The 20,934-nt window shown below is 68.8% G+C and carries 18 protein-coding genes; 10 read left to right on the top strand and 8 right to left on the bottom strand.

What is annotated here, in order from left to right:
• The first annotated feature begins 28 nt into the window (after positions 1–28).
• Positions 29–742, top strand: coding sequence for a hypothetical protein (locus E3T61_RS03655; protein ID WP_134639520.1), 714 nt, complete (start codon positions 29–31; stop codon positions 740–742).
• 16 nt (positions 743–758) lie between these two features.
• Here E3T61_RS03655 and E3T61_RS03660 read toward each other — a convergent pair whose 3' ends face one another.
• From E3T61_RS03660 to E3T61_RS03690, 7 genes are all read right to left on the bottom strand, one after another.
• Positions 759–1,433 (bottom strand): response regulator, encoded by a 675-nt coding sequence (locus E3T61_RS03660; protein ID WP_134639521.1) that lies wholly within the window; start codon positions 1,431–1,433, stop codon positions 759–761.
• A 20-nt stretch (positions 1,434–1,453) separates the two neighbouring features.
• Positions 1,454–3,073: a sensor histidine kinase gene (locus tag E3T61_RS03665; protein ID WP_134639522.1), complete on the bottom strand. Its 1,620-nt coding sequence runs from the start codon at positions 3,071–3,073 to the stop codon at positions 1,454–1,456.
• Between the two features lie 145 nt (positions 3,074–3,218).
• Positions 3,219–4,709, bottom strand: a complete 1,491-nt coding sequence (locus E3T61_RS03670; protein WP_134639523.1) for an amidohydrolase — start codon at positions 4,707–4,709, stop codon at positions 3,219–3,221.
• Entirely contained in the window at positions 4,706–5,392 is a 687-nt protein-coding gene (locus E3T61_RS03675) for an FMN-binding negative transcriptional regulator (protein WP_134639524.1), read from the bottom strand. Before E3T61_RS03675 ends, E3T61_RS03670 begins: the two co-directional genes overlap by 4 nt.
• A 78-nt stretch (positions 5,393–5,470) precedes the next feature.
• Complete coding sequence (locus E3T61_RS03680) at positions 5,471–6,499, bottom strand: Fpg/Nei family DNA glycosylase (protein ID WP_134639525.1); 1,029 nt, start codon at positions 6,497–6,499, stop codon at positions 5,471–5,473.
• Positions 6,500–6,532: 33 nt separating this feature from the next.
• Positions 6,533–7,018 carry a ribose-5-phosphate isomerase gene (locus E3T61_RS03685; protein ID WP_134639526.1) on the bottom strand — a complete coding sequence of 162 codons (486 nt, stop codon included), beginning with the start codon at positions 7,016–7,018 and terminating at the stop codon, positions 6,533–6,535.
• Positions 7,019–7,058: 40 nt separating this feature from the next.
• Complete coding sequence (locus tag E3T61_RS03690; protein ID WP_134639527.1) at positions 7,059–7,685, bottom strand: mycothiol-dependent nitroreductase Rv2466c family protein; 627 nt, start codon at positions 7,683–7,685, stop codon at positions 7,059–7,061.
• 283 nt (positions 7,686–7,968) lie between these two features.
• On the opposite strand from E3T61_RS03690, the gene E3T61_RS03695 reads away from it, so the two are divergent.
• From E3T61_RS03695 to E3T61_RS03725, 7 genes are all read left to right on the top strand, one after another.
• Entirely contained in the window at positions 7,969–9,543 is a 1,575-nt protein-coding gene (locus E3T61_RS03695) for an MFS transporter (protein ID WP_134639528.1), read from the top strand.
• 167 nt (positions 9,544–9,710) lie between these two features.
• The gene (locus E3T61_RS03700) at positions 9,711–11,255 is read left to right on the top strand and encodes an SDR family oxidoreductase (RefSeq protein ID WP_134639529.1); all 1,545 of its coding nucleotides are present in this window, start codon (positions 9,711–9,713) and stop codon (positions 11,253–11,255) included.
• Between the two features lie 142 nt (positions 11,256–11,397).
• Positions 11,398–12,153 (top strand): exonuclease domain-containing protein, encoded by a 756-nt coding sequence (locus tag E3T61_RS03705; protein WP_241992360.1) that lies wholly within the window; start codon positions 11,398–11,400, stop codon positions 12,151–12,153.
• 141 nt (positions 12,154–12,294) lie between these two features.
• Positions 12,295–14,838 carry an aminopeptidase N gene (gene pepN, locus E3T61_RS03710; RefSeq protein WP_134639530.1) on the top strand — a complete coding sequence of 848 codons (2,544 nt, stop codon included), beginning with the start codon at positions 12,295–12,297 and terminating at the stop codon, positions 14,836–14,838.
• Between the two features lie 112 nt (positions 14,839–14,950).
• The gene (locus tag E3T61_RS03715; protein ID WP_134639531.1) at positions 14,951–16,471 is read left to right on the top strand and encodes a mechanosensitive ion channel domain-containing protein; all 1,521 of its coding nucleotides are present in this window, start codon (positions 14,951–14,953) and stop codon (positions 16,469–16,471) included.
• 85 nt (positions 16,472–16,556) lie between these two features.
• Entirely contained in the window at positions 16,557–16,964 is a 408-nt protein-coding gene (locus E3T61_RS22135) for a globin (protein ID WP_241992372.1), read from the top strand.
• Positions 16,965–17,029: 65 nt separating this feature from the next.
• Positions 17,030–18,715 (top strand): FAD-binding dehydrogenase, encoded by a 1,686-nt coding sequence (locus E3T61_RS03725; RefSeq protein ID WP_134639533.1) that lies wholly within the window; start codon positions 17,030–17,032, stop codon positions 18,713–18,715.
• 86 nt (positions 18,716–18,801) lie between these two features.
• Here the strand turns inward: E3T61_RS03725 and E3T61_RS03730 are convergent, their stop codons facing one another.
• Positions 18,802–19,479, bottom strand: a complete 678-nt coding sequence (locus tag E3T61_RS03730; RefSeq protein ID WP_134639534.1) for a DUF8185 domain-containing protein — start codon at positions 19,477–19,479, stop codon at positions 18,802–18,804.
• Between the two features lie 63 nt (positions 19,480–19,542).
• On the opposite strand from E3T61_RS03730, the gene E3T61_RS03735 reads away from it, so the two are divergent.
• Both E3T61_RS03735 and E3T61_RS03740 read left to right on the top strand, forming a co-directional pair.
• Entirely contained in the window at positions 19,543–20,418 is an 876-nt protein-coding gene (locus E3T61_RS03735; RefSeq protein ID WP_174776978.1) for an acyl-CoA thioesterase, read from the top strand.
• Positions 20,419–20,465: 47 nt separating this feature from the next.
• Entirely contained in the window at positions 20,466–20,882 is a 417-nt protein-coding gene (locus tag E3T61_RS03740) for a QcrA and Rieske domain-containing protein (RefSeq protein WP_134639535.1), read from the top strand.
• The last annotated feature ends 52 nt before the right edge of the window (positions 20,883–20,934 follow it).

Consider the following 20,934-nt stretch of genomic DNA (forward strand, 5'->3'; position numbering starts at 1 on the left):
CGTGGCGGATGCGGGCCACTATGGCTGCATGTCCGACGAGGAGCCGGCGCCGACAGCGCCGGGACCCGAGGTTCCCCCTTCGGTGCGCGCCCAGTTGCTCGCCACCGAGCACTGGAGCCTGCTGGCCTCCCGTAGCACCACCCAGGGCGAGGTCCTCACCCGCATCAGCATGTTCCTCTGCCTGGTATCGGCCGGCCTGGTGAGCCTGGCATTGGCCGGCCAGGCCACCGATTTCGACGAAGGATTCCCCGGATTCGCGCTCACGGTGCTGAGCATCATCCTGCTGGTGGGCGTCCTCACCCAGGTGCGGGTGACCAACGTGAGCATGGAGGACCTGGCCTATGTGCTGGCGATGAACCGGTTGAGAGCGGCGTACGTCGACCTCGACCCGGGGGTAGCGGCCTACCTGATGGCGTCCCGATTCGACGACATGCGCGGCGCCCAGACCACCTACTACTTCCTGGGCGGCCGGCCGCGGAACCTCAGCCAGATCCTGGGCAGCAGCATGGTGTTCATCATCGCGGTCAACGCCACCCTGCTCGGCTTGCTGTTGGCCGGCAGCACCCTCGGGCTGGGCCTGCCGCTGGTGATCAGCGTTGCGGCCTCCGTCGTCGGCAGCTTGTGCTTCCTGGTCGGCTCGGTCGCGGTGGGCGGCAGTCGGTACCTGGGGCTCTGGCGGCGCTACACACCCCTGTTCCCCTCTCCCCCGGCCGACGCACCAGCCGCGGCACCGCCCGAATGAGCCACGGGCGGGGCCGCTAGCCCTGCAGAAAGGCCAGAACCGCGAGCACCCGGCGGTGGTCGGACCCAGTGTCGTCGAGGCCGAGTTTGACGAAGATCGCGGTCACATTCTTTTCCACGGCCCCCACCCCGATGACGAGCCGTTCGGCGATGCCCACGTTGGTGCGGCCCTCCGCCATCAGCCCGAGCACGTCGCGCTCCCGCGGGGTGAGCGCCGCGAGCGGGTTGGTGCGCCGGGCCAGCAGTTCCCGCACCACCTGGGGGTCGAGCACCGTGCCGCCGGCGCTGACCCGGGCGACGGCGTCCTGCAACTCGTCGAGGGAGGCCACCCGATCCTTGAGCAAGTAACCCAGGCCGCCCTCGCCGGACGCGAGCAACTCCTGCACGTAGGTGCCCTCGACGTACTGGCTGAGCAGCAGGATGCCGATGCCCGGCAGCCGGCGGCGCAGTTCGATGGCGGCGCGCACACCCTCGTCGCGGAAAGTGGGGGGCATCCGCACGTCGAGCACCGCGAGGTCGGGCCGGAGGAGCTCCACCTCGGCGAGCAGTGTGTGCGCGTCGCCGTAGGCGGCGACGGTCTCGAAGCCCGCCTCGGCGAACAGTCGCACCAGGCCCTCACGCAGCAGCACCGAGTCCTCCGCAAGCACCAGTCGCAGGGGGACGTTCGGGTTGGGGCGCTCGAGTGTGCTCACCCGTTCAGGATAGGTCCCGATCACACCGGAGCCACCGAGCTGCCTGCCACAGAACTGCCCAGGACGGTCACGACCGGGATGTGGGCGCCGATGGCCGTCGGGCCGCCCGCCGGGCTCCGCACCGACAGGATGCCGCGCAGGCCGCGCAGGCGTTCGTCGAGGCCGGCCAGGCCGTGGCCGTCTCGCAGCACGGCGCCGCCGTGGCCGTTGTCGATCACCCACAGGTCGAGCCAGGTGGAGTCGTCCTCCGGCACCCGGCGGAGTTCCAGGTGCAGCCGGATGCCGGTGGCGCCGGCGTGCTTGGCCACGTTGGTGAGCAGTTCGGCGGCGATGAAATAGGCGCTGCGCTCGATCTCCGAGGGCAGCCGGAGGTCGCGGTCCACCTGCAGTTCACGCTGCACTGGCACGGTGCTTCTGGCCGCGAGCGACTCGAGGGCCGCGATGAGGCCTCGGTCCTGCAGGATCGGCGGCACCAGCCCACGGGACAGCGCCCGCAGCTCCTCGAGGGTGTCACGGGCCTGCTCGCGGGCTTCACCGAGCAGCCGGCGGGCGGCATCCGGGTCGTCATCGAGCCGGCGTTCGGCGCTGGCGAGGTCCATCTGCAGTCGCACGAGGCGCTGCTGCGGGCCGTCGTGGATGTCGCGTTCGAGCCGGCGCAAGGACTGGTCCTCGGCCGACACCGCGGCGCCGCGGGATGCGCTGAGGTCGGCGACCTCGCGCTGCAGGGCCTCGGACGACCACGCGCCCAGCATCACGACGGCGATGCCGTGGTGCATCATGACCAGCGCCCGGGTGAGGAACGGGAGGGTGAGCAGGAAGGCGAGGCCGAGTGCGGCGTTCACGATGTTCTCGGCGACCAGGTTCTGGGTGCTGCCCGGACCGTAGGCGCCGGTCCACAGCCCGAAGAGCCCCACGGAGCCGCTGTCGGCCGGCAGAGTCCAGCTCCATAGCCAGTAGGTGAGCCCGCCGAGCGCGCCGGACACCCAGACGATGGTGAGCGACCAGGACACGAGGCCGACGATGAAGTTCACGACCATCCCGTGGAGCAGGTAGAGCCAGTAGTGCCCGGACACCAGCGGGCCGAGGATGGCGCGCAGCGGGGTGGCCGGCTCGCCCCGCGGAGTCCACTGCGGCGCGGTGATGCGGGGCCGGCCCGCCCAGTTCAGCCGGGTGAGCTCGACGACCCCGAAGCCGCGCGCGGCGTATAGGGCGGCCACCACGATGAACAGGCCCACAAACAGGGCGACCAGGCTCAGACCGGTGGAGAAGAGGGTCACGAGGACCGAGAAGGCGACGACGATAACGGGCAGGGTCGGCAGCAGGAAGCCCAGTTCCCGCGGTGTTCTCGACCAGAGGCCGAGGTACCCGCGCCCTGCGCCCGACAGGCTGTCAGATCCGTCCCCGGGCGCTCTGCTGGTGGGGCTGCCGGAGGTCAGGCCGGACGGCGCACTGTTGGACTGCCCCGTCGGAGTGCCGGTCGGAGTGGTGGATGGTTCGCTGGCGGGCTGCACGAAGCCCAGCGTGGCAGAGTTCAGGCGTTCGGTGTTGCCATCGGAGGTGCTGTCGGTGATGCTGTCGGGGGTGTCACCGGGGCCGGGACCGGCTGGGCTGTCGGCGGAGTTGAGGGTGTCGTTCGTCATGGTTCCAGCGTGCCCGGCGACGCAGACGGCGCCTATCCCCCCAGCCGCCGGATCGGGTTGGGGGTTATCCCCCGCAGGCGCGTCACGCGTACGTCGCGGGGTCTCGACAGGCTCGACCAGCGCACCGGGGCCACCCGGGCGTGACCTACAGCGTGTTGTGGGTGAACCGGCCGCCGAGTAACGTCGCGGCCACGGGCATGCGCCGCAGGTCGGCGACGGAGGCGACGAACGGGTCGATCTCGCAGACGGCCAGGTCGGCCGGCTGGCCCACGGCGATGCTGTGCCGGCCACGAGCCGACGCCGCCAGCGCAGCCTGCCGGGAGATTGCCTGGCCGGGGTGCCAGGCGGCACGGTCGCCGCGGCTGCGGCCCACCGCGGCGGAGATCGCCACCCACGGGTCGAGCGGGGCGACCGGCGCGTCGGAGCCGAGCGCCAGGTGCACGCCGGCGGCGAGCAGGTCGGCCAGTCTGAAGGCCCGGTCGGTGCGGCCGGCCCAGTACCGGTCGGCCACGTCGCGGTCGTCGAGGGCGTGTTCGGGCTGCACACTCGCGGTGATGCCCAGCCTGGCGAACCGGGCCACATCGGCCTCGGTGAGCAGCTGGGCGTGTTCGATGCTGCCGGTGCAGCCCACGGCCTCGAAGGCGTCAAGGGCCAGGCTGTTCGCGTTGTCGCCGATGGCGTGCACGGCGGGGCGGATGCCCGCGGTGTGGGCCCGGCGCATATGCTCCACGAGTTCGTCGATGGGCACGGTCAGCATGCCGCGGTCGTGCTCCCCGGAAAGCCCGGGATATGCGTCGAAGCAGTACGCGGTGCGGGTGTTCAGCGAGCCGTCGGTGATGACCTTGTACGGGCCGACGGTGAGCAGTCCCCCGGTGCCGTCGATGATCTGGCCGCTGGTGAGGCCCTGTGCGATCGCGTCGTCGAGGTGGTGGGTGTACAGGCCGAAATCGACGCGCAGGGAATTCTGACCCGCGGACATCCGGCGGCGCCAGACGTCGAGATTCCAGGTCATTTCGAGGTCGACGATGCCCACCACTCCGCGAGCGGCGGCGGACCGTGCGGCCTCGGCAGCCCAGGCGTCGAGGTCGGCGTCCGGCACGTTGTCGATGGCGCGTTCGACGGCGAAGGCGTCGTCCTCGCGCAGCAGCCCGGTCTGGTGGCCGGCGAAGCCGTAGACGGCCAGGGCGGCGGAGTTCAGCCAGCAGCTGTGCAGGTCGCCGCTGACCAGCACCACGGGTACCGGACCGGACGCCGCGTCGAGCAGGGTGCGGCTCGGGGCATCCGGCCAGAGGCCGTCACGAAAGCCGAAACCGACCAGCCGGTCCTGGTCTCCGGCCGTGGGCAGGGCCGCCAGTGCAGCCAGCCGTCCGGCCACCAGCTGGGCGGCGGCGTGCGCGCTGGTGGCCCCGGACACGTCGAGGCGCCGGGAGGTCTGCGCCCACTGGCTGAAATGCACGTGGTTGTCCCAGAGCCCCGGGGTGATCCAGCGTTCGCGAAGGTCCACGGTCCGGATAGTCGGTGAGCGGCCGGTGTCGGCCGCGACGTAGCCGATCGAGGTGATCTGGCCGTCGTCGATCTGCACGTCGACGAGTTCGTCGCTGCCCGGCAGCCGGCCGTTGCGCAGCAGCAGGCTCATTCGGCGGCCTGCCGACCTGACGCGGCCTGGTCGGATTTGCGCTGGTCGGGTGAACTGGCGTGGGCGCGGCGCATCTGCGCGGCGAGGGATGGGCTGGCGTACGGACCGTCACCGTCCAGTTCGGCGAGGATCCGCTCGACGGTGTCGGCCGGTTTGTTCTGGCTCATCTTGTTCTTGGCCGTGAACCGGGTCACCCGCAGCCGGAACCCGACGGTGCCGGCCACGATCCGCGCAGCGTATTCGGCGTTCTCGACGGTGCCGTTCATCCGCCGGGGTGCGGGCAGGCGATCTTCGAAGTGGTCGACGAGAGCGGCGAGCACTCGCAGGTTCTCCGCGTCGCTGAGGATCTCGGGTGTGCCGTGCAGGTGCGCGGTGACGAAATTCCAGGTGGGCACGGCGGGGCGGGCGTCGTACCAGCCGGGCGAGATGTATCCGTGTGGTCCCTGCACGATCACGAGCAGCTCGTGCGCGCCCAGCTCGTGCAGCTGCTCGTCCGGACGGCCCACGTGGCTGAGGAGCACGATCTCACCGTCGGCCGCCGCCGGGTCCAGGATCACTGGATAGTGCGAGGCTACGAGCTCACCGGCATCGGTGTGGCTGATCAGGGACACCCACGGGTTCTCTCGGATCAGCCGGCGCACCTCATCGACCTGGTCGAGCGCGAAACTGGGGTTGGTTCTCACGGGGCAGGCTCCTGGTGCGATGCGGGGTCGGCGGCGGATGAAGCGGGACGGATGCCTGGACGGGGCCGGCGGTGCAGGTCAGGCCTGGCAGCGCGGACAATAGTAGAGCTTGCGGGCGCCCATCTCCTCGAGGGTGATGTGGGTGCCGCAGACCCGGCAGGGCAGGCCCTCGCGCTTGTAGACCCAGTGCCGGTCGGCCCGGTTCTTCATCGCGAGCACGTAGGCCTCCCCGTCGAGGTCGTCCATGGTCATCATCTGGCCGGTGGCCACGCCGATGGCCAGCAGGTGCGCCCAGTCCCGCCAGAGGGCGCGCAGGCTCTCCTCGCTGAGGGACTTGCCGGGCGCGTGCGGGTTGATCCGGGCCCGGAACAGCAGCTCGGCCCGGTAGACGTTGCCGATGCCGCTGACCACGGATTGGTCCATCAAGAGCAGGCCGATGCGGGTGGGCTTCTTGCGCACGGTGTCTACGAAGCGCTGTTCGGCCTCTGGCGTGTCGTCCAGCTGAGGGTCGGGTCCGAGCCGGTTCATCACCGCATCCACCTGCGCCGGGTCGAGCACCTCGCAGGCCGTGGGGCCGCGGAGGTCGGCCGAGACGGTGTCGGTGAGCAGGCGCACCCGCACCTGGCCCACGGGTTCGGGCGGGAAGGTGTCCTCTGACGGTCCCTGAGCCTGTCGAAGGGTTTCCTGCTCGGCCATCCGCACCCGGGTGCGCCGGGGCGCACCGATGCTGTGCATCGAGTTCTCGCCGGCGGAGTCGAGCACCGCATCGCCGTCCGGCCCGGGCGAGGCGAGAGCGTCGAGGTCGGTGCCGCGCTGGTTGGTCTGCCCCATCCGGCCGTTGCTCGACGCGATGGTGGCGTCCATGATGATGTCGCCGGCGAAGTCCCAGGCGCCGTACATGCCCAGGTGAATCCGCAGCCAGAGCCCGTTGTCGAACTCGAGGAACATCTGCTTGCCCACCGCGCGGGCATCCGTCATCACGTGGCCATCAAGCTGCGCCGCGCCGGCAGCGAACCGGCCCTGCGGGCTCGACAGGGAGACCCGACGGCCCACGAAGTTGCGCGCGAACTGGCGGGTGATGCGATGAACTGAATGACCCTCTGGCACGACGGCGCCTCTCGGACTCGGGTGGTGGACAGGTCAGCTGAGGACGGTACCGGCGATGGTGCCCGTGTTCTCGTATTCGGCCAACTGGTCGATACGGCGCTGGTGGCGCTCCTCACCGGGGAACGGGGTGGCCACAAAGGTGTCGATGAAGGCGATCACGTCGTCGATGGGGTGCTGGCGGGCGCCGATCGCGATCACGTTGGCGTTGTTGTGCTCGCGGGCGAGGGTGGCCGTCGCCTGGTTCCAGACCAGCGCGGCCCGAGCACCGCGCACCTTGTTCGCGGCGATCTGCTCGCCGTTGCCCGATCCGCCGAACACCACACCGAGAGCGTCGACGCCGGCGGCTTGGTCGGCGACCACGGCCGCGGCCGCGCTGATGCAGAAAGCCGGGTAGTCATCGAGCGGGTCGTAGCTCGTCGGCCCGTGGTCAATGACCTCGTGGCCGGCGTCGCCCAGATGGCTGATCAGGTGCTTGCTGAAGTCGAGTCCGGCGTGGTCGGTGGCGATATGGATGCGCATGCTCAGCAGTCTATTTTGTCAAGCCCGGGCGGCGCGGGCGCTACTCTGCGCCCGCGACGAGCGCAGGCGCGAAGATCGGGTCGCGGGTGCGGCTGCGCTTGATCTCGAAGAACCCGTCATAGCCGGCCACGGCCACCACTCCGTCCCAGAGGGCGAGGGCCTGGTCACCGGTCGGTGCCGGTGAGATGACCGGGCCGAAGAAGGCCACGTCGTTCACCGCGATCACCGGAGTTCCGACATCCTGGCCCACCCGGTTGATGCCGTCGAAGTGGCTGGCGCGCATCTGCGCGTCGAACTCGTCGCTCTCGGCGTAACGGGCGAAGTCGGCCGGCAGACCCACCTCGGCGAGCGCCGCGGGAATCACTGAATCGGCATCCGAGTTGCCCTCGTGGTGGATTCGGGTGCCCAGTGCGTCGTACAGCGCCTTGACCGTCTCCTGGCCGTGCAGCTCCTGCGCGGCCTGCACCAGGCGGGTGTATTTGAGAGCTCGCGGGAAGAACGCGCGGTACTCCTCGCTCACATCGTTGTTCTCGTTCAGCACCGCCAGGCTCATCACCTGCCAGCTCACCTCGAAACCGCGCAGATCACTCACCTCGTCTACCCAACGAGAAGTCATCCAGGCCCAGGGGCAGGAGGGGTCGAACCAGAAGGTCACAGAGTCGCTCATCGACCCAGCCTAAGCGAGTCGAAGGTGCCGCAATTCCCCCGAACGGGGCATCCCAAAACTCGGCTAAAGCCCTGTCCAGGGCAGCTATCGAAACCAAAATGCCTGATACTGCGGCAAATTGCGCTAAAATTATCGCTTATGCCCACTGAGGGGCGGCCCCGCATCCGGGGCACATGACCTCCATCTGAGGCATCTCACGACCTCCCACCGAGGCCTGACGTGTCTGCGCAAGAGTCATGTCATGACCTCCACAAGAGGCATCTCTACAGTCAGAAAGTGACTCATGTCAAACTCTATTAATGGTGCTGATCGCGCCGTGAAGAAGATCAAGAAGCCGCTGCTTCGTCGGCGGTTGAAGGTGTCCGACGTCAACGTCGTCGACCGTCCCGTTCTGAAGAAGGCCCTGGGCGGCACCATCGTCGGAAACACCATGGAATGGTACGACGTCGGTGTCTTCGGGTACCTCATCACCACCATGGGTCCCGTCTTCCTCCCCGAGGCCGACCCGACCGTGCAGACCCTGTTCCTGCTCGGTACCTTCGCTGCCACCTTCATCGCCCGCCCACTCGGTGGCGTGTTCTTCGGTTGGCTCGGCGACAAGCTCGGCCGCCAGAGGGTGCTCGCCATGACGCTGATGCTCATGGCCGCGTCGACCTTCGTGGTCGGTATCTTGCCCGGCTACGCCCAGCTGGGCATCTGGGCCGCAGTGCTGCTCGTGCTGACCAAGCTCGTGCAGGGCTTCTCCACCGGTGGCGAGTATGCCGGTGCCACCACCTTCGTCAGCGAGCACGCCCCGGACAAGAAGCGCGGCTTCCTCGCCAGCTTCCTCGACATGGGCAGCTACCTCGGCTTCGCCATCGGTGCGGCTCTCGTATCGATCCTGCAGGTCACCCTCGGCCAGGCCGCTATGGAGGAGTGGGGCTGGCGTCTGCCGTTCCTGCTCGCAGGTCCCCTCGGCCTGATCGCGATCTACTTCCGGATGAAGATCGAGGAGTCTCCTGCGTTCCAGGCCAGCCTGGACGCCCAGGAAGCCGCGCTGAAGGACCCGAACACCATCGACGATGACAGCATCCCCAAGGGCCCTCTCGCCATCTTCAAGAACTATTGGCGCGGTATCGTGCTCGCGATGATCCTCGTGGCCGCCGCGAACACCGTCGGCTACGCCCTCACCTCGTACATGCCCACGTACCTCACCACGACCATGGGGTACGACCCCGTGCACGGAACCCTGCTGACCATCCCGATCCTCGTGATCATGGCATGCTGCATCCCGCTCACCGGTCGCCTCAGCGACAAGATCGGCCGCCGCCCGGTGCTGTGGATGGGCTCGATCAGCGCCGTGGTGTTGTCCATCCCCGCGTTCCTGCTCATCGGCGCCGGCTCGATCTGGACGACACTCCTGGGTCTGGCCCTGATCGCCATGCCCGTGACGTTCTACGTCGCCAACCTCGCCTCGGCGCTGCCGGCCCTGTTCCCCACGGCCAGCCGCTACGGCGCAATGGGTATCGCCTACAACTTCGCGGTCGCGATTTTCGGCGGCACGGCGCCGTTCATCATCGACGCGCTCATCGTGGGCACCGGCAACGACATGATGCCGGCCTACTACCTGATGGCCACCTCGTTCATCGGTGGTATCAGCATCTTCTGGCTCAAGGAATCCGCGAACCGCCCGCTGCCCGGCTCCATGCCGAGCGTGGAATCGGTCGAAGAGGCCCAGGAACTCGTTGACGGCCAGTTCGAGAACCCGCTGCTCGACCACGACGAGATGCCGTTCGACGCCACATTCGAGCCGCCGACCTCGTCGATGGACCTGAGCGCGCTCAAGACCGACCCCGAGCACGAGCCCGCCAAGGTCTAGCCTCACCGCGCACCGCCCGTCCTCCCTGTGAGGGCCCGCCTCTTCTCGAGGTGACTGTGGCCGGTGCGGACAATTGTTCCCCGCACACCGGGCGCAATTGTCCGCACCGGCTACAGTTGTCTGCGCACCCGGCCGTCTGAGAGGATGCGCCGTCGTAGAATTCTCTGATGACCACCGAGCAACACCCGCAGGGCGCACCCGCCGATTCAGCGTCCGCCGAGTCCCTCAGCAACACGACCGCCGGCGACGCATCCGCCGGCCCCGCCATCGACCCGAAGGACCTCGAGGTGGCCCTCCGTGTGCTCGCGTCGCTGGCCACCATCGACCCGGACGACCCCGACTTCGTCACCGTGCGCCAGGCCACTGCCAAGATGTTCAAGTCGGTCAAGACCGTGCGCCGGCACGAGAAGCGCCAACTGATCGCGGACGCCGACCGTGAGGTCATCGCGGCCACCGCCACCGGAGCTCCCACCCGCATCGACGACGAGACCATCGGCGCACAGCTGCGCCTGGGCACCGACCGGCCCAGCGCCGGCGAGCTGCTCGTGCCCCGGGCCTGCTACATCTGCAAACAGAAGTACACCCTGGTGGATGCGTTCTACCACCAGCTCTGCCCGAGCTGCGCGGCGATGAGCCACACCAAGCGCGACGCCCGCACCGACCTCACCGGCAAGCGTGCCCTGCTCACCGGCGGGCGCGCCAAGATCGGCATGTACATCGCGCTGCGGTTGCTGCGTGACGGCGCGCACACGACCATCACGACCCGATTCCCGCGCGACGCCGTGCGACGGTTCAGCGCTATGCCGGACTCCAAGGACTGGCTGCACCGCCTGCGGGTGGTGGGCATCGACCTGCGGGACCCGGCGCAGGTGATCGGCCTGGCCGACTCCGTCGCCGCTCAGGGCCCGTTGGACATCCTGATCAACAACGCCGCCCAGACCGTGCGCCGCTCCCCCGGCTCCTACTCCCCCCTGGTTGAGGCCGAGTCGTCGCCGCTGCCGGACGGGGAGCTGCCCGAGATCGTCTCCTTCGGGCACACCAATGACGCGCATCCCACCGCGCTCGCCGCCTCGGTGGCCAGCCACCCGATCCTGGCCGCCGCGGCGACCGGCGCCGCCCTCACCGCGGACGACCTCACCGCGCTGGCACTGGCACCCGGGTCGTCCTCGCTCGCTCGGCTGAACGCGGGCACCGCCATCGACGCCGGCGGCCTGGTGCCCGACCTGCACGAGGAGAACAGCTGGACGGCCAACGTCGAAGACGTCGACCCCCTCGAGATGCTCGAGGTGCAGCTGTGCAACACCACAGCCCCGTTCCTGCTGGTCAGCCGGCTCCGCGCCTCGATGGCCGCATCCGACGCTCGCCGCACCTACATCGTGAACGTGTCGGCGATGGAGGGTGTCTTCGGCCGCGGCTACAAGGGCCCCGGCCACCCGCACACCAATATGGCCAAGGCTGCGCTCAACATGCTCACCCGCACCAGCGCCAAGGAGATGCTCTCCGACGGCATCCTGATGACGAGCGTCGACACCGGCTGGATCACCGACGAGCGCCCGCATCCCACCAAGATCCGCCTGGCCGAGGAGGGCTTCCACGCTCCGCTCGACCTGGTCGACGGCGCCGCCCGGGTCTACGACCCCATCGTGCGCGGGGAGGCCGGCGAGGACATCCACGGCGTCTTCCTCAAGGACTACCGCCCCGGCACCTGGTAGCCCCACTTCCCTCCCCGCGAACTGTGAGAAAAGCCCCATAAATCTCGATTTTGAGGTGCTTAGCTCACAGTTCGCGGAAGGGAATGGCGGCACTCCCGGGCGCCTCACCGTGAGTGTCGGTGGGCGCCGATAGGGTCGGAGCGTGCAGACAACTACCGCGAAGACCGCCATCGCCGACATCCCCTCGCTGTGTGTGTTCGACCTGGAGACCACAGGGGTGAACACCGACGAGGACCGCATCGTCACGTGCTTCATCGGCCGGGTCATGCGTGACGGAACTGTGAACGGCTCGTACAGTTGGCTGCTCAACCCGGGCATTCCCATCCCCGACGGGGCTTCCGCCATCCACGGCATCACCGATGAGGTCGCCACACGCGACGGGGCCGACCCGGCCACCGCGATCGCCGAGATGCTCACCGTTCTGCGCCGCAGCATCGAGGGCGGTCGCCCGATCGTGGCCTACAACGCCAGCTTCGACCTCTCCATGCTCAACTCCGAGGCCCGCCGCTACGGCCTGGCGCCCATCGAGGACTTCGGCCCGGTGCTCGACCCGTATGTGATCGACAAGGCCATCGACCGGTACCGCAAGGGCAAGCGCACCCTGGTGGCCACAGCGGAGTACTACGGCGTGCTGCTCGAGGGTGCCCACGACGCCGAAGCGGATGCCGTGGCCACCGGCCGGGTGGCCTGGGCGTTGCTGGCCAAAACCGAGGAGACCGACCTGCACACCCTGCACGACCGCCAGGTCGGCTGGGCGTTGGAGCAGGCGCAGAGCTTTCAGGCATACCTGCGCAAGTCCAAGGGCGACGACCTGATCGTCATCGACGGGGCGTGGCCGATCCGGGTTGGTGCCGACCGCGCGAGCGCTGTGCCCGTGCTCATCGCTCCCCCGGCGTAACCGCCCCGCGCGCGCACCAACCTTCGGCGCCCGTTCTGCGGCCCCCGGCCTCCTCGGGTGCGCTGCCGTCGCCACCGTGGCTAGGCTTGTTCCCTATGCGGATGCGCCAGAAGCGCCCCCGAGACGAAAATGGAGAAACCGTTGCCCGGAGAAAACCTCACCAGGATCGAAGCCCAGGAGCGCAAGGCGCTCGTCAGCGTGACCAGTTACGACGTCACCCTTGACCTGACGACGGGTCCGACGACCTTCGCCAGCACCACCACCGTCACCTTTGGTGCCGTGGCCGGCAGCTCGACCTTCATCGACGCGATCACCGAGAGCGTGCACAGCGTCACCCTCAACGGCGTTCAGCTCGACCCGGCCGCCGTCAGTGACGGCATCCGTATTCAGCTGGAAAACCTTGAAGCAGAGAACGTGCTCACCGTCGTCGCCGACGCGGCGTACACGAACACCGGTGAGGGCCTGCACCGCTTCGTCGACCCCGTCGACAACGAGGTCTACCTGTACAGCCAGTTCGAGGTGCCGGACTCCCGGCGGGTCTTCGCCGTGTTCGAGCAGCCCGACCTCAAGGCCGTGTTCAACTTCACCGTCACCGCCCCCGGCGCCTGGGAGGTCATCTCCAACTCGGCCACGCCAGAGCCCACGGATGCCGGCAACGGCAACAAGACCTGGGCGTTCCCGCCCACCCACACCATTTCCAGCTACATCACCGCCCTCGTGGCCGGTCCGTACGCCGTGGTGCGCAGCGAGCTCACCTCCAGCGACGGCCGCATCATCCCGCTGGGCCTGTTCAGCCGTAAGAGCCTGTTCGAATACCTGGACGCCGACTACATCTTCGAGAAGACCCGTCAGGGCTTCGCCTACTTCGAGGAGAAGTTCGACTTCCCGTACCCGTTCGACAAGTACGACCAGATGTTCGTGCCGGAGTTCAACGCCGGCGCCATGGAGAACGCCGGCGCGGTCACCTTCACCGAGACCTACGTCTTCCGCTCCAAGGTGACCGACGCGATCAAGGAACGCCGCGTCGTCACGATCCTGCACGAGCTGGCGCACATGTGGTTCGGCGACCTGGTCACCATGAAGTGGTGGAACGACCTGTGGCTGAACGAGTCGTTCGCCGAATGGGCGTCGACCATCGCCACCGCGGAGGCCACCGAGTGGACCGAGGCGTGGACCACCTTCGCCGCGATGGAGAAGAGCTGGGCCTATCGCCAGGACCAGCTGCCCTCGACCCACCCGGTCGTGGCCACCATCACCGACCTCGAAGACGTGCAGGTGAACTTCGACGGCATCACCTACGCCAAGGGCGGCTCCGTGCTCAAGCAGCTCGTGGCCTGGGTGGGCATCGACGCGTTCTTCACCGGCGTCGCCTCGTACTTCAAGAAGCACGCATGGGGCAACACCGAGCTCTCCGACCTGCTCGTTGAACTAGAGGCCGCCAGCGGCCGGGACCTGTCCGGCTGGGCCGCGCTGTGGCTGGAGACCGCCGGCGTCAACACGCTCCGCCCGCAGATCGAGGTCGACGAGGCCGGTGTCATCACCGCGTTCGCCGTGCTGCAGACGGCTACGGACGACTACCCGACCATCCGCCCGCACCGCCTGGCGATCGGGTTCTACGACCTGGTCGACGGCGCCCTGGTGCGCACCCACCGCATCGAGCTCGACGTCGACGGCGCCCAGACGGATGTTCCGGAGCTCGTCGGCCGCAGCCGCGCCGACCTGATCCTGCTCAACGACGACGACCTCGCCTACGCCAAGGTGCGCCTGGACCCGGCCTCGCACGCCGTGGCCCTCGAGCACCTGGCCGCGATCGAGAGCCCGCTGGCTCGCTCGCTGGTCTGGGGTTCAGCGTGGGACGCCACCCGCGACGCGGAGACCTCGCCGCGCGACTTCGTCAAGCTGGTGCTGGGCAACATCGCCACCGAGACCGAGTCGACCACGCTCCGCACGGTGCTTGGCCAGGTGTCGCTCGCGGCGCAGTACTACGTGGCGCCCGAGCACCGCGACGCCACTGTCTCTTCGGTCGGCGACGCGCTGTGGGCTCTGGCCCAGGGCGCGGAGGCCGGCAGCGACGCGCAGTTCCAGTTCGTCAAGTTCTTCGCCTCCGTCGCCGAGACGCCGGCGCAGCTGGCGGCCGTCGCGGGACTGCGCACTGGCGCGTTCGCGCTGCCGGGCTTGAGCATCGACACCGACCTGAGCTGGGAGCTGCTCGCGGCGCTCGTCGCCGGCGGCGAAGCGGGCGAGACTGAGATCGCTGCGGCCCTGGCCGCCGATAACACCGCCACCGGTGCCCAGTCGGCCGCGAACGCGCGCGCCGCGATCCCCACCGTGCAGGGTAAGCAGGCCGCCTGGTCGTCGCTCATCGATGTGGACACCGCCCCGAACACGATCGTGCGGGTCACCGCAGCCGGGTTCCTGCGCGCGCATGACACGAGCCTGCTCGAGCCGTTCGTGGGCCAGTACTTCGACGTGCTGCAGAAGGTCTGGGCGTCGCGCAGTTACTCCATCGCGGAGAAGCTGATCGTGGGTCTGTACCCGTCGCCGCTGTCGAACCAGGCCCTGGTTGACGCGACCCGCGCGTGGCTGGACGCCAACCCCGAGCCCGCAGCGCTTCGCCGTCTCGTGGTGGAGAACCTGGCCGGCGTGGAGCGGAGCCTGCGCGTGCAGGCCCGCGACCAGGAGTAACCGGAACCACCCGCAGCACCTCGACGGCGTCGCCCCGATCTCCATGTGAATCGGGCGGCGCCGTCGTCGTCTCAGGATGCGCCGGGCAAGCGCTCGGTAGACTGGCCGGGCTATGACATGGGACACATTCTGGAAAACAGCCAACACGATTTTGGAAGAATGGACGATCCTCCAAGTCGCGTTCATCATCCTCTTCGCCTTCCTCGCCCGCTGGGTGCTCCTGGTCTCGATCCACCGCGTTGTCGCGCAGATCGTCTCCGGCGTCAAGAAAACCCAGAACGTCGACGACACGCAGGCGCTGAATGTCTCTCCGCTGTCGGCCGTTCGCACCGTGCAGCGCACGAGGACCCTGGGGTCGGTGCTGACGAATATCGTCAACGTGCTCGTCGTGGTGATTGCGATCCTCCTGATCGTCACGGCGCTCAACCCCGACATCCTCACCTCGTTCGCCCTGCTCACCGCCGCTCTCGGCGCCGGCCTCGGTTTCGGCGCCCAGAACATCGTCAAGGACGTGCTCAACGGCCTGTTCATGGTGATGGAGGACCAGCTCGGCGTGGGCGACGTGGTGGACCTGGGCCCCGCGACGGGTGTCGTCGAGGCCGTCGGCATCCGCATCACCCAGGTGCGCGACGTGAACGGCACCCTGTGGTTCGTGCGCAACGGCGAGATTCTGCGCGTCGGCAATATGTCCCAGGGCTGGGCCCGCGTGATCATCGACCTCGCCGTGCCGTACAAGACCGACGTCGACGCCGTCCAGGCCGAGATGCTGCGTGTTGCCGTGGAGATGGCGACGAATAGCAAGTGGCGCTCCAGGGTGCTGGAGAAGCCCGAGGTGTGGGGCATCGAGTCGATCGCCGAAGAGGCCATCGTCATCCGCATCGTCATCAAGACCCGCACCACGGCCAAGGACGATGTGGCCCGCGAACTGCGGTTGCGGCTCAAGAAGGCGCTCGACGCTATGGGCATCGAGTTGCCCTCGCTGACCAGCATCGTGCTCACCGGTTTCGAGGGCGCCGCGAGCGTGCAGGGCGCCCGCCCGCCTCGCACCACACCGCTTCCCGTGATCGCTCCGCCGAAGAAGGCCCCGCGGAAGAGCCGTGCCGCCAAGGCCGCCGAAGCAGCAGCCGCGGCCGCCGCGTCGTCGCCGCACGCAGCGACACCCCAGGCCGCAGCGCCGCAAATCTCAGCACCTCAGTCCCCGCGCGCTGCGAAGCCACCGGTGACGCGCCCCATCGGGTCCAACCCGCAGACCAGCGACGCCACCGCCCAGCCCACCACCCGCATCCCGTCCATCGCCCGCAACCAGGCACCGCGGGCACCCCGCACAGTGCACCTGCCGGTGCAGGATGCCTCCCCCGCGTTCTCCGACGCGCCCGACGTCCCGGCGGCACCGCCCGTCGCCACACCGCCCGACCGCCAGGCGGACACAGGCGAGCACGCCGGGTCGCCCACCAAGCCCGTCTCGAAGCAGCCGACGAAACCGCGCACCCGGCCGATCGACAAGCCTGCCGAACAGAATCCGGCCAGCCAGGCGCCGACCGGGCAGAAGCCGGCCGCCCAGAAGCCGGCTGGGCAGAAGCCGGCACCGCAGTCCGACCCGAACCCCTCGCGCGATGGAGACCTCAATGACTGATCCGAACGCCTCGAACGACACCGTCAGTCCAGCCTCCGCCCGAGGACCGGTGCTGATCCCGGTCGCGGGCGCCTCAGGGGTACACCTGCGCGCCGGCGAAAACGGCGCGGCGCTCGGGCCGTCTTTCTACCGCGAGGTCGGCGGTCGGCCGTTCTTCGAGAAGCTCGTCGCCGAGTTCTACAGCGGAGTAGCCGGCGACCCCGTTCTGAAGCCCATGTACCCGGAGGAAGACCTCGGCCCCGCCGCCGAGCGGCTCACCGGGTTCCTCGAACAGTATTGGGGCGGCCCAGGCACCTACAGTGAACAGCGCGGTCACCCGCGCCTTCGCCAGCGCCACCAACCGTTCAAGGTGAACCCGGACGCACGCGACCGCTGGCTGTTGCACATGAAGAACGCCGTCGACTCCTGTGAGCTGCCGCCGCTGCAGCGCGCCACACTCTGGGACTACCTCGAGCGCGCGGCGCACGCTATGGTCAACACTTTCGACGAATAACCCCAACCACGCGCCATCCGTGCCGCACGCCCCTGTTCCACCACCTCACTGACAACGGAGTCATCATGAGCCCAACCCGCCCCGGCCCGCCCACCCAGCCGAACACATCCGCAGACGTGATCGTCGTCGGAGCAGGCTTGGCGGGCCTGGTGGCCACGGCCGAACTGGTCGACGCGGGCAAGCGGGTGCTGCTCGTCGACCAGGAGCCCGCCGCCTCGCTCGGTGGGCAGGCCTGGTGGTCGTTCGGCGGGCTGTTCCTGGTGGACTCTCCCGAACAACGGCGGATGGGCGTGAAAGACTCCTTGGAGCTTGCCCGGCAGGACTGGTTCGCCAGCGCCGGTTTCGATCGCACCGAGGACTACTGGCCCACCCGGTGGGCCGAGGCGTACCTGAATTTCGCCGCGGGCGAGAAGCGGGCCTGGCTGCGGGAACGCGGGGTGTCGTTCTTCCCTGTCGTCGGCTGGGCGGAACGAGGCGGGTACACGGCCCTCCAGCACGGCAATTCGGTGCCCCGATTCCACATCGTCTGGGGTACCGGTCCGGCCATCCTGGAGCCATTCATCACGCGGGTGCGCGAGGGCGTGCGGGCGGGCCTGGTCACGGCCCTGCACCGGCACCAGGTCGACGAGCTAATCGTCGAGAGCGGCGCGGTGACCGGGGTACGCGGCAGCCTCCTCGCGCCCAGCACCGCGGCACGCGGGCAGGCCAGCAGCAGGGAAGCAGTCGGCGAGTTCGAGCTGCGCGCCTCGGCGGTGATCGTCACAAGCGGCGGCATCGGCGGCAACCACGATTTGGTGCGCGCACAGTGGCCGGCCCGGCTCGGCCCGGCCCCGGCCGCGATGCTCTCCGGAGTGCCCGCCCACGTGGATGGCCGGATGCTCGGCATCACCGAGGCGGCCGGCGCCCGGCTGATCAATGGTGACCGCATGTGGCACTACACCGAGGGCATCGTCAACTGGGACCCGGTCTGGGCTCGGCACGGTATCCGCATCCTGCCCGGCCCGTCCTCACTCTGGCTGGACGCCACCGGAAAACGGCTGCCGGCACCGCTGTTTCCCGGTTTCGACACCCTCGGCACGATGGAACACCTGCTGAAGACCGGCCACGAGCACAGCTGGTTCGTGCTGACCCAGAAGATCATTGAGAAGGAGTTCGCGCTCTCGGGCAGCGAACAGAACCCCGACCTCACCGGCAAGGACCTGCGCCTGCTCGCCAAGCGGGTCGCACCGGGCGCGCCCGGCCCGGTGGAAGCGTTCAAACGCAACGGCGAGGACTTCGTGGTGGCGGATAGCCTGCACCAGCTGATCGCGGGCATGCAGCAGCGCTCCCCCGAGGTGCGCATCGATGCGGGGCGGGTGGAGCGCGAAGTCCTGGCCCGCGATCGTGAACTCGACAACAACTTCAGCAAGGATGCCCAGATCAACGCGATCCGGCAGGCCCGGCAGTACCGCGGCGACAAGCTCATCCGCGTGGCGAGCCCGCACAAACTGCTCGACCGCGCCAATGGGCCGTTGATCGCCGTGAAGCTGCACCTGCTCACCCGCAAGAGCCTGGGCGGCATTGAAACGGACCTTTCCTCCCGGGCGCTCAGCCCCGACGGACAGCCGGTGCCCGGCCTGTACGCGGCCGGCGAGGCCGCCGGATTCGGCGGCGGCGGGGTGCATGGCTACCGTTCCCTCGAGGGCACCTTCCTGGGCGGTTGCCTCTTCTCCGGCCGCACCGCCGGCCGGGCCGTCGCTGCCGCGCTCTAACCCCCGCCCCTCCCGCGAACCTTGAGAAAAGCCCCGAAAAACGCCGGATTCTGGGGCTTAGCTCACAGTTCGCGAGGGCGCAGGGCTTAGGCGCGCAGGCTCCAGGGCTTGCGGCGCACCAGGATGTGGCCGCGTGCGGTGCTCAGACGGGTCCAGGGGCCGGTCTCGAACAGGTGCACCGGCTCATCCGCCGCCAGGAAACCCAGGCTCACTGCGGCGAACCCGGCCCCGGTCGGCACGAAGTCCAGCGCTTCGATCGGGCGACCCCAGACTTCGGAACGCACCCGCTGCACGATCTGCTCGCCGGTTCCGGTGGGGATGACGGAGGCGACCTCGGCGATCCCCTCACGGGCGGCGGCTTCGAAGACGGCAGCGGACGCGCTGCCCTGGGACGTCCAGCCGCCACGAGGCGGCGTGATGCCCGCCCAGGTCACCGATGACACCTGCAGCGGCACCGTCACCGTCACGGGGGCCTCTGCGTCCGTCACCGCCGCCTCAAGCCGCAGCAGCCGGTCCAGCAGCGACCGCACCGGCACGACGACGTCCAGCTCGACGGGTTCGGTCAGCGCGAAAGTGCGCAACCCGAGCACGGTGGGGCTGGTGTCCAGCAGTCCCCGCGGGTACAGGATCGCGGTGTAGACGGCAAGCACGCCCGCGGCGGACACCAGGCGCACCGACCCGTCCTCCACCCTGCTGGCGCGCGAAAGGTAGACCTGGAGGTCGCCGAGGGACAGGGAATCTGAGAGGGAGAATGACTGGCTCATCTGCTGTCTAAACTACCAAGGTACGTCGGCGTCCACGGACCCGAGCTCGAACAAGGAGGCAGCATGCACGCACCGCTGGAGGGTCTTCTGGCCGCTCTCGACCTGACCGACACCGGTGCCCGCACCAGCGAAGACATCTTCACCGGTCCGTCCCAGTGGATGCCGCAGGGGCGCGTCTTCGGCGGACAGGTGCTCGCGCAGTCCCTCGTCGCCGCCATTCGCACCGTGCCGGACGAACGACACGTGCACTCGATGCATGGCTATTTCCTGCGCCCCGGCGACGTGAACCACCCGATCACCTTCTCGGTCGACCGCATCCACGACGGCCGCTCCTTCTCCACCCGCCGCACCCAGGCGTACCAGAACGGCGTGCCGATCCTGTCGATGATCGCGTCGTTCCAGGACCAGGACGAGGGCCTTGAGCATCACATCGAGATGCCGACGGACCTCCCCGACCCGGAGTCCCTGCCGACCACGGCAGACACCCTCGGTCACATCGACCACGACTTCGCGCGAGCCTGGGCGAACGACCGGCCGTTCGACATGCGTCACGTGCCGTCGTCGATCTACCTCACCGTGGACGGGGAGCACACCAGCAAGCAGATGATCTGGATGAAAACCTTCGAGGCCATCCCCGACGATCCCGACCTGCACCGCGCCGCTCTCGCCTATGTGAGCGACTACTCGATCATGGAACCGGTCATGCGCCGGCACGGACTGGCCTGGGCCACCCCCGGGCTCAAGGTCGCCAGCCTCGACCACGCCATGTGGTGGCACCGCTTCGGCCGGGTCGACGAGTGGATGCTGTACGTGCAGGACTCCCCCTCCGCCCAGGGCGGCCGCGGCCTGTCCACCGGTAGCATCTACAGCCGTGACGGCCTGCTGCTGGCCACGGTGGCCCAGGAGGGCATGGTGCGGGTGCCCAAGCCCCGGGACTAGGCTCCCGCTGTAGACCCACCCCTCATCCTCATCCGACCGGGAGCATCATGACCGACCCAGCAGCCCTCACCCGCCGCAGCCTGCTCATTGCCGGCGGTGCCGGAACCGCCCTCGCCCTGGCCGCCTGCGCTCCTGACGAGACGAACGGCGACACCGACCCGGGTACCGGCACACCCACCGAAGTCGCCGTGCTGTCGGACATTCCTGTCGGCGGGGCCGTGGCGGTGATGCTCGACGGATCGCAGATCATCGTGTCGCAGCCCGCCGCCGGCGAGGTCGTGGCGTTCAGCGCCATCTGCACCCACAAGGGTTGCCCTGTCCAGCCGGAGCAGAAGGGCCTCGCCTGCCCCTGTCACGGCTCCCTCTTCGACACGGCGACAGGAGCGGTGTTGGAGGGTCCGGCCACCGATCCCCTGCCGCCGGTGACGGTCACCCTCGACGGCGACAAGATCCTCGCCGGCTGACCGCGCGCACTCTCGCGAACTCTCGCGAACTGTGGGCTAAGCCCCTAAAACT

Source organism: Cryobacterium lactosi (assembly GCF_004403945.1).
Taxonomy (GTDB): Bacteria; Actinomycetota; Actinomycetes; order Actinomycetales; family Microbacteriaceae; genus Cryobacterium; species Cryobacterium lactosi.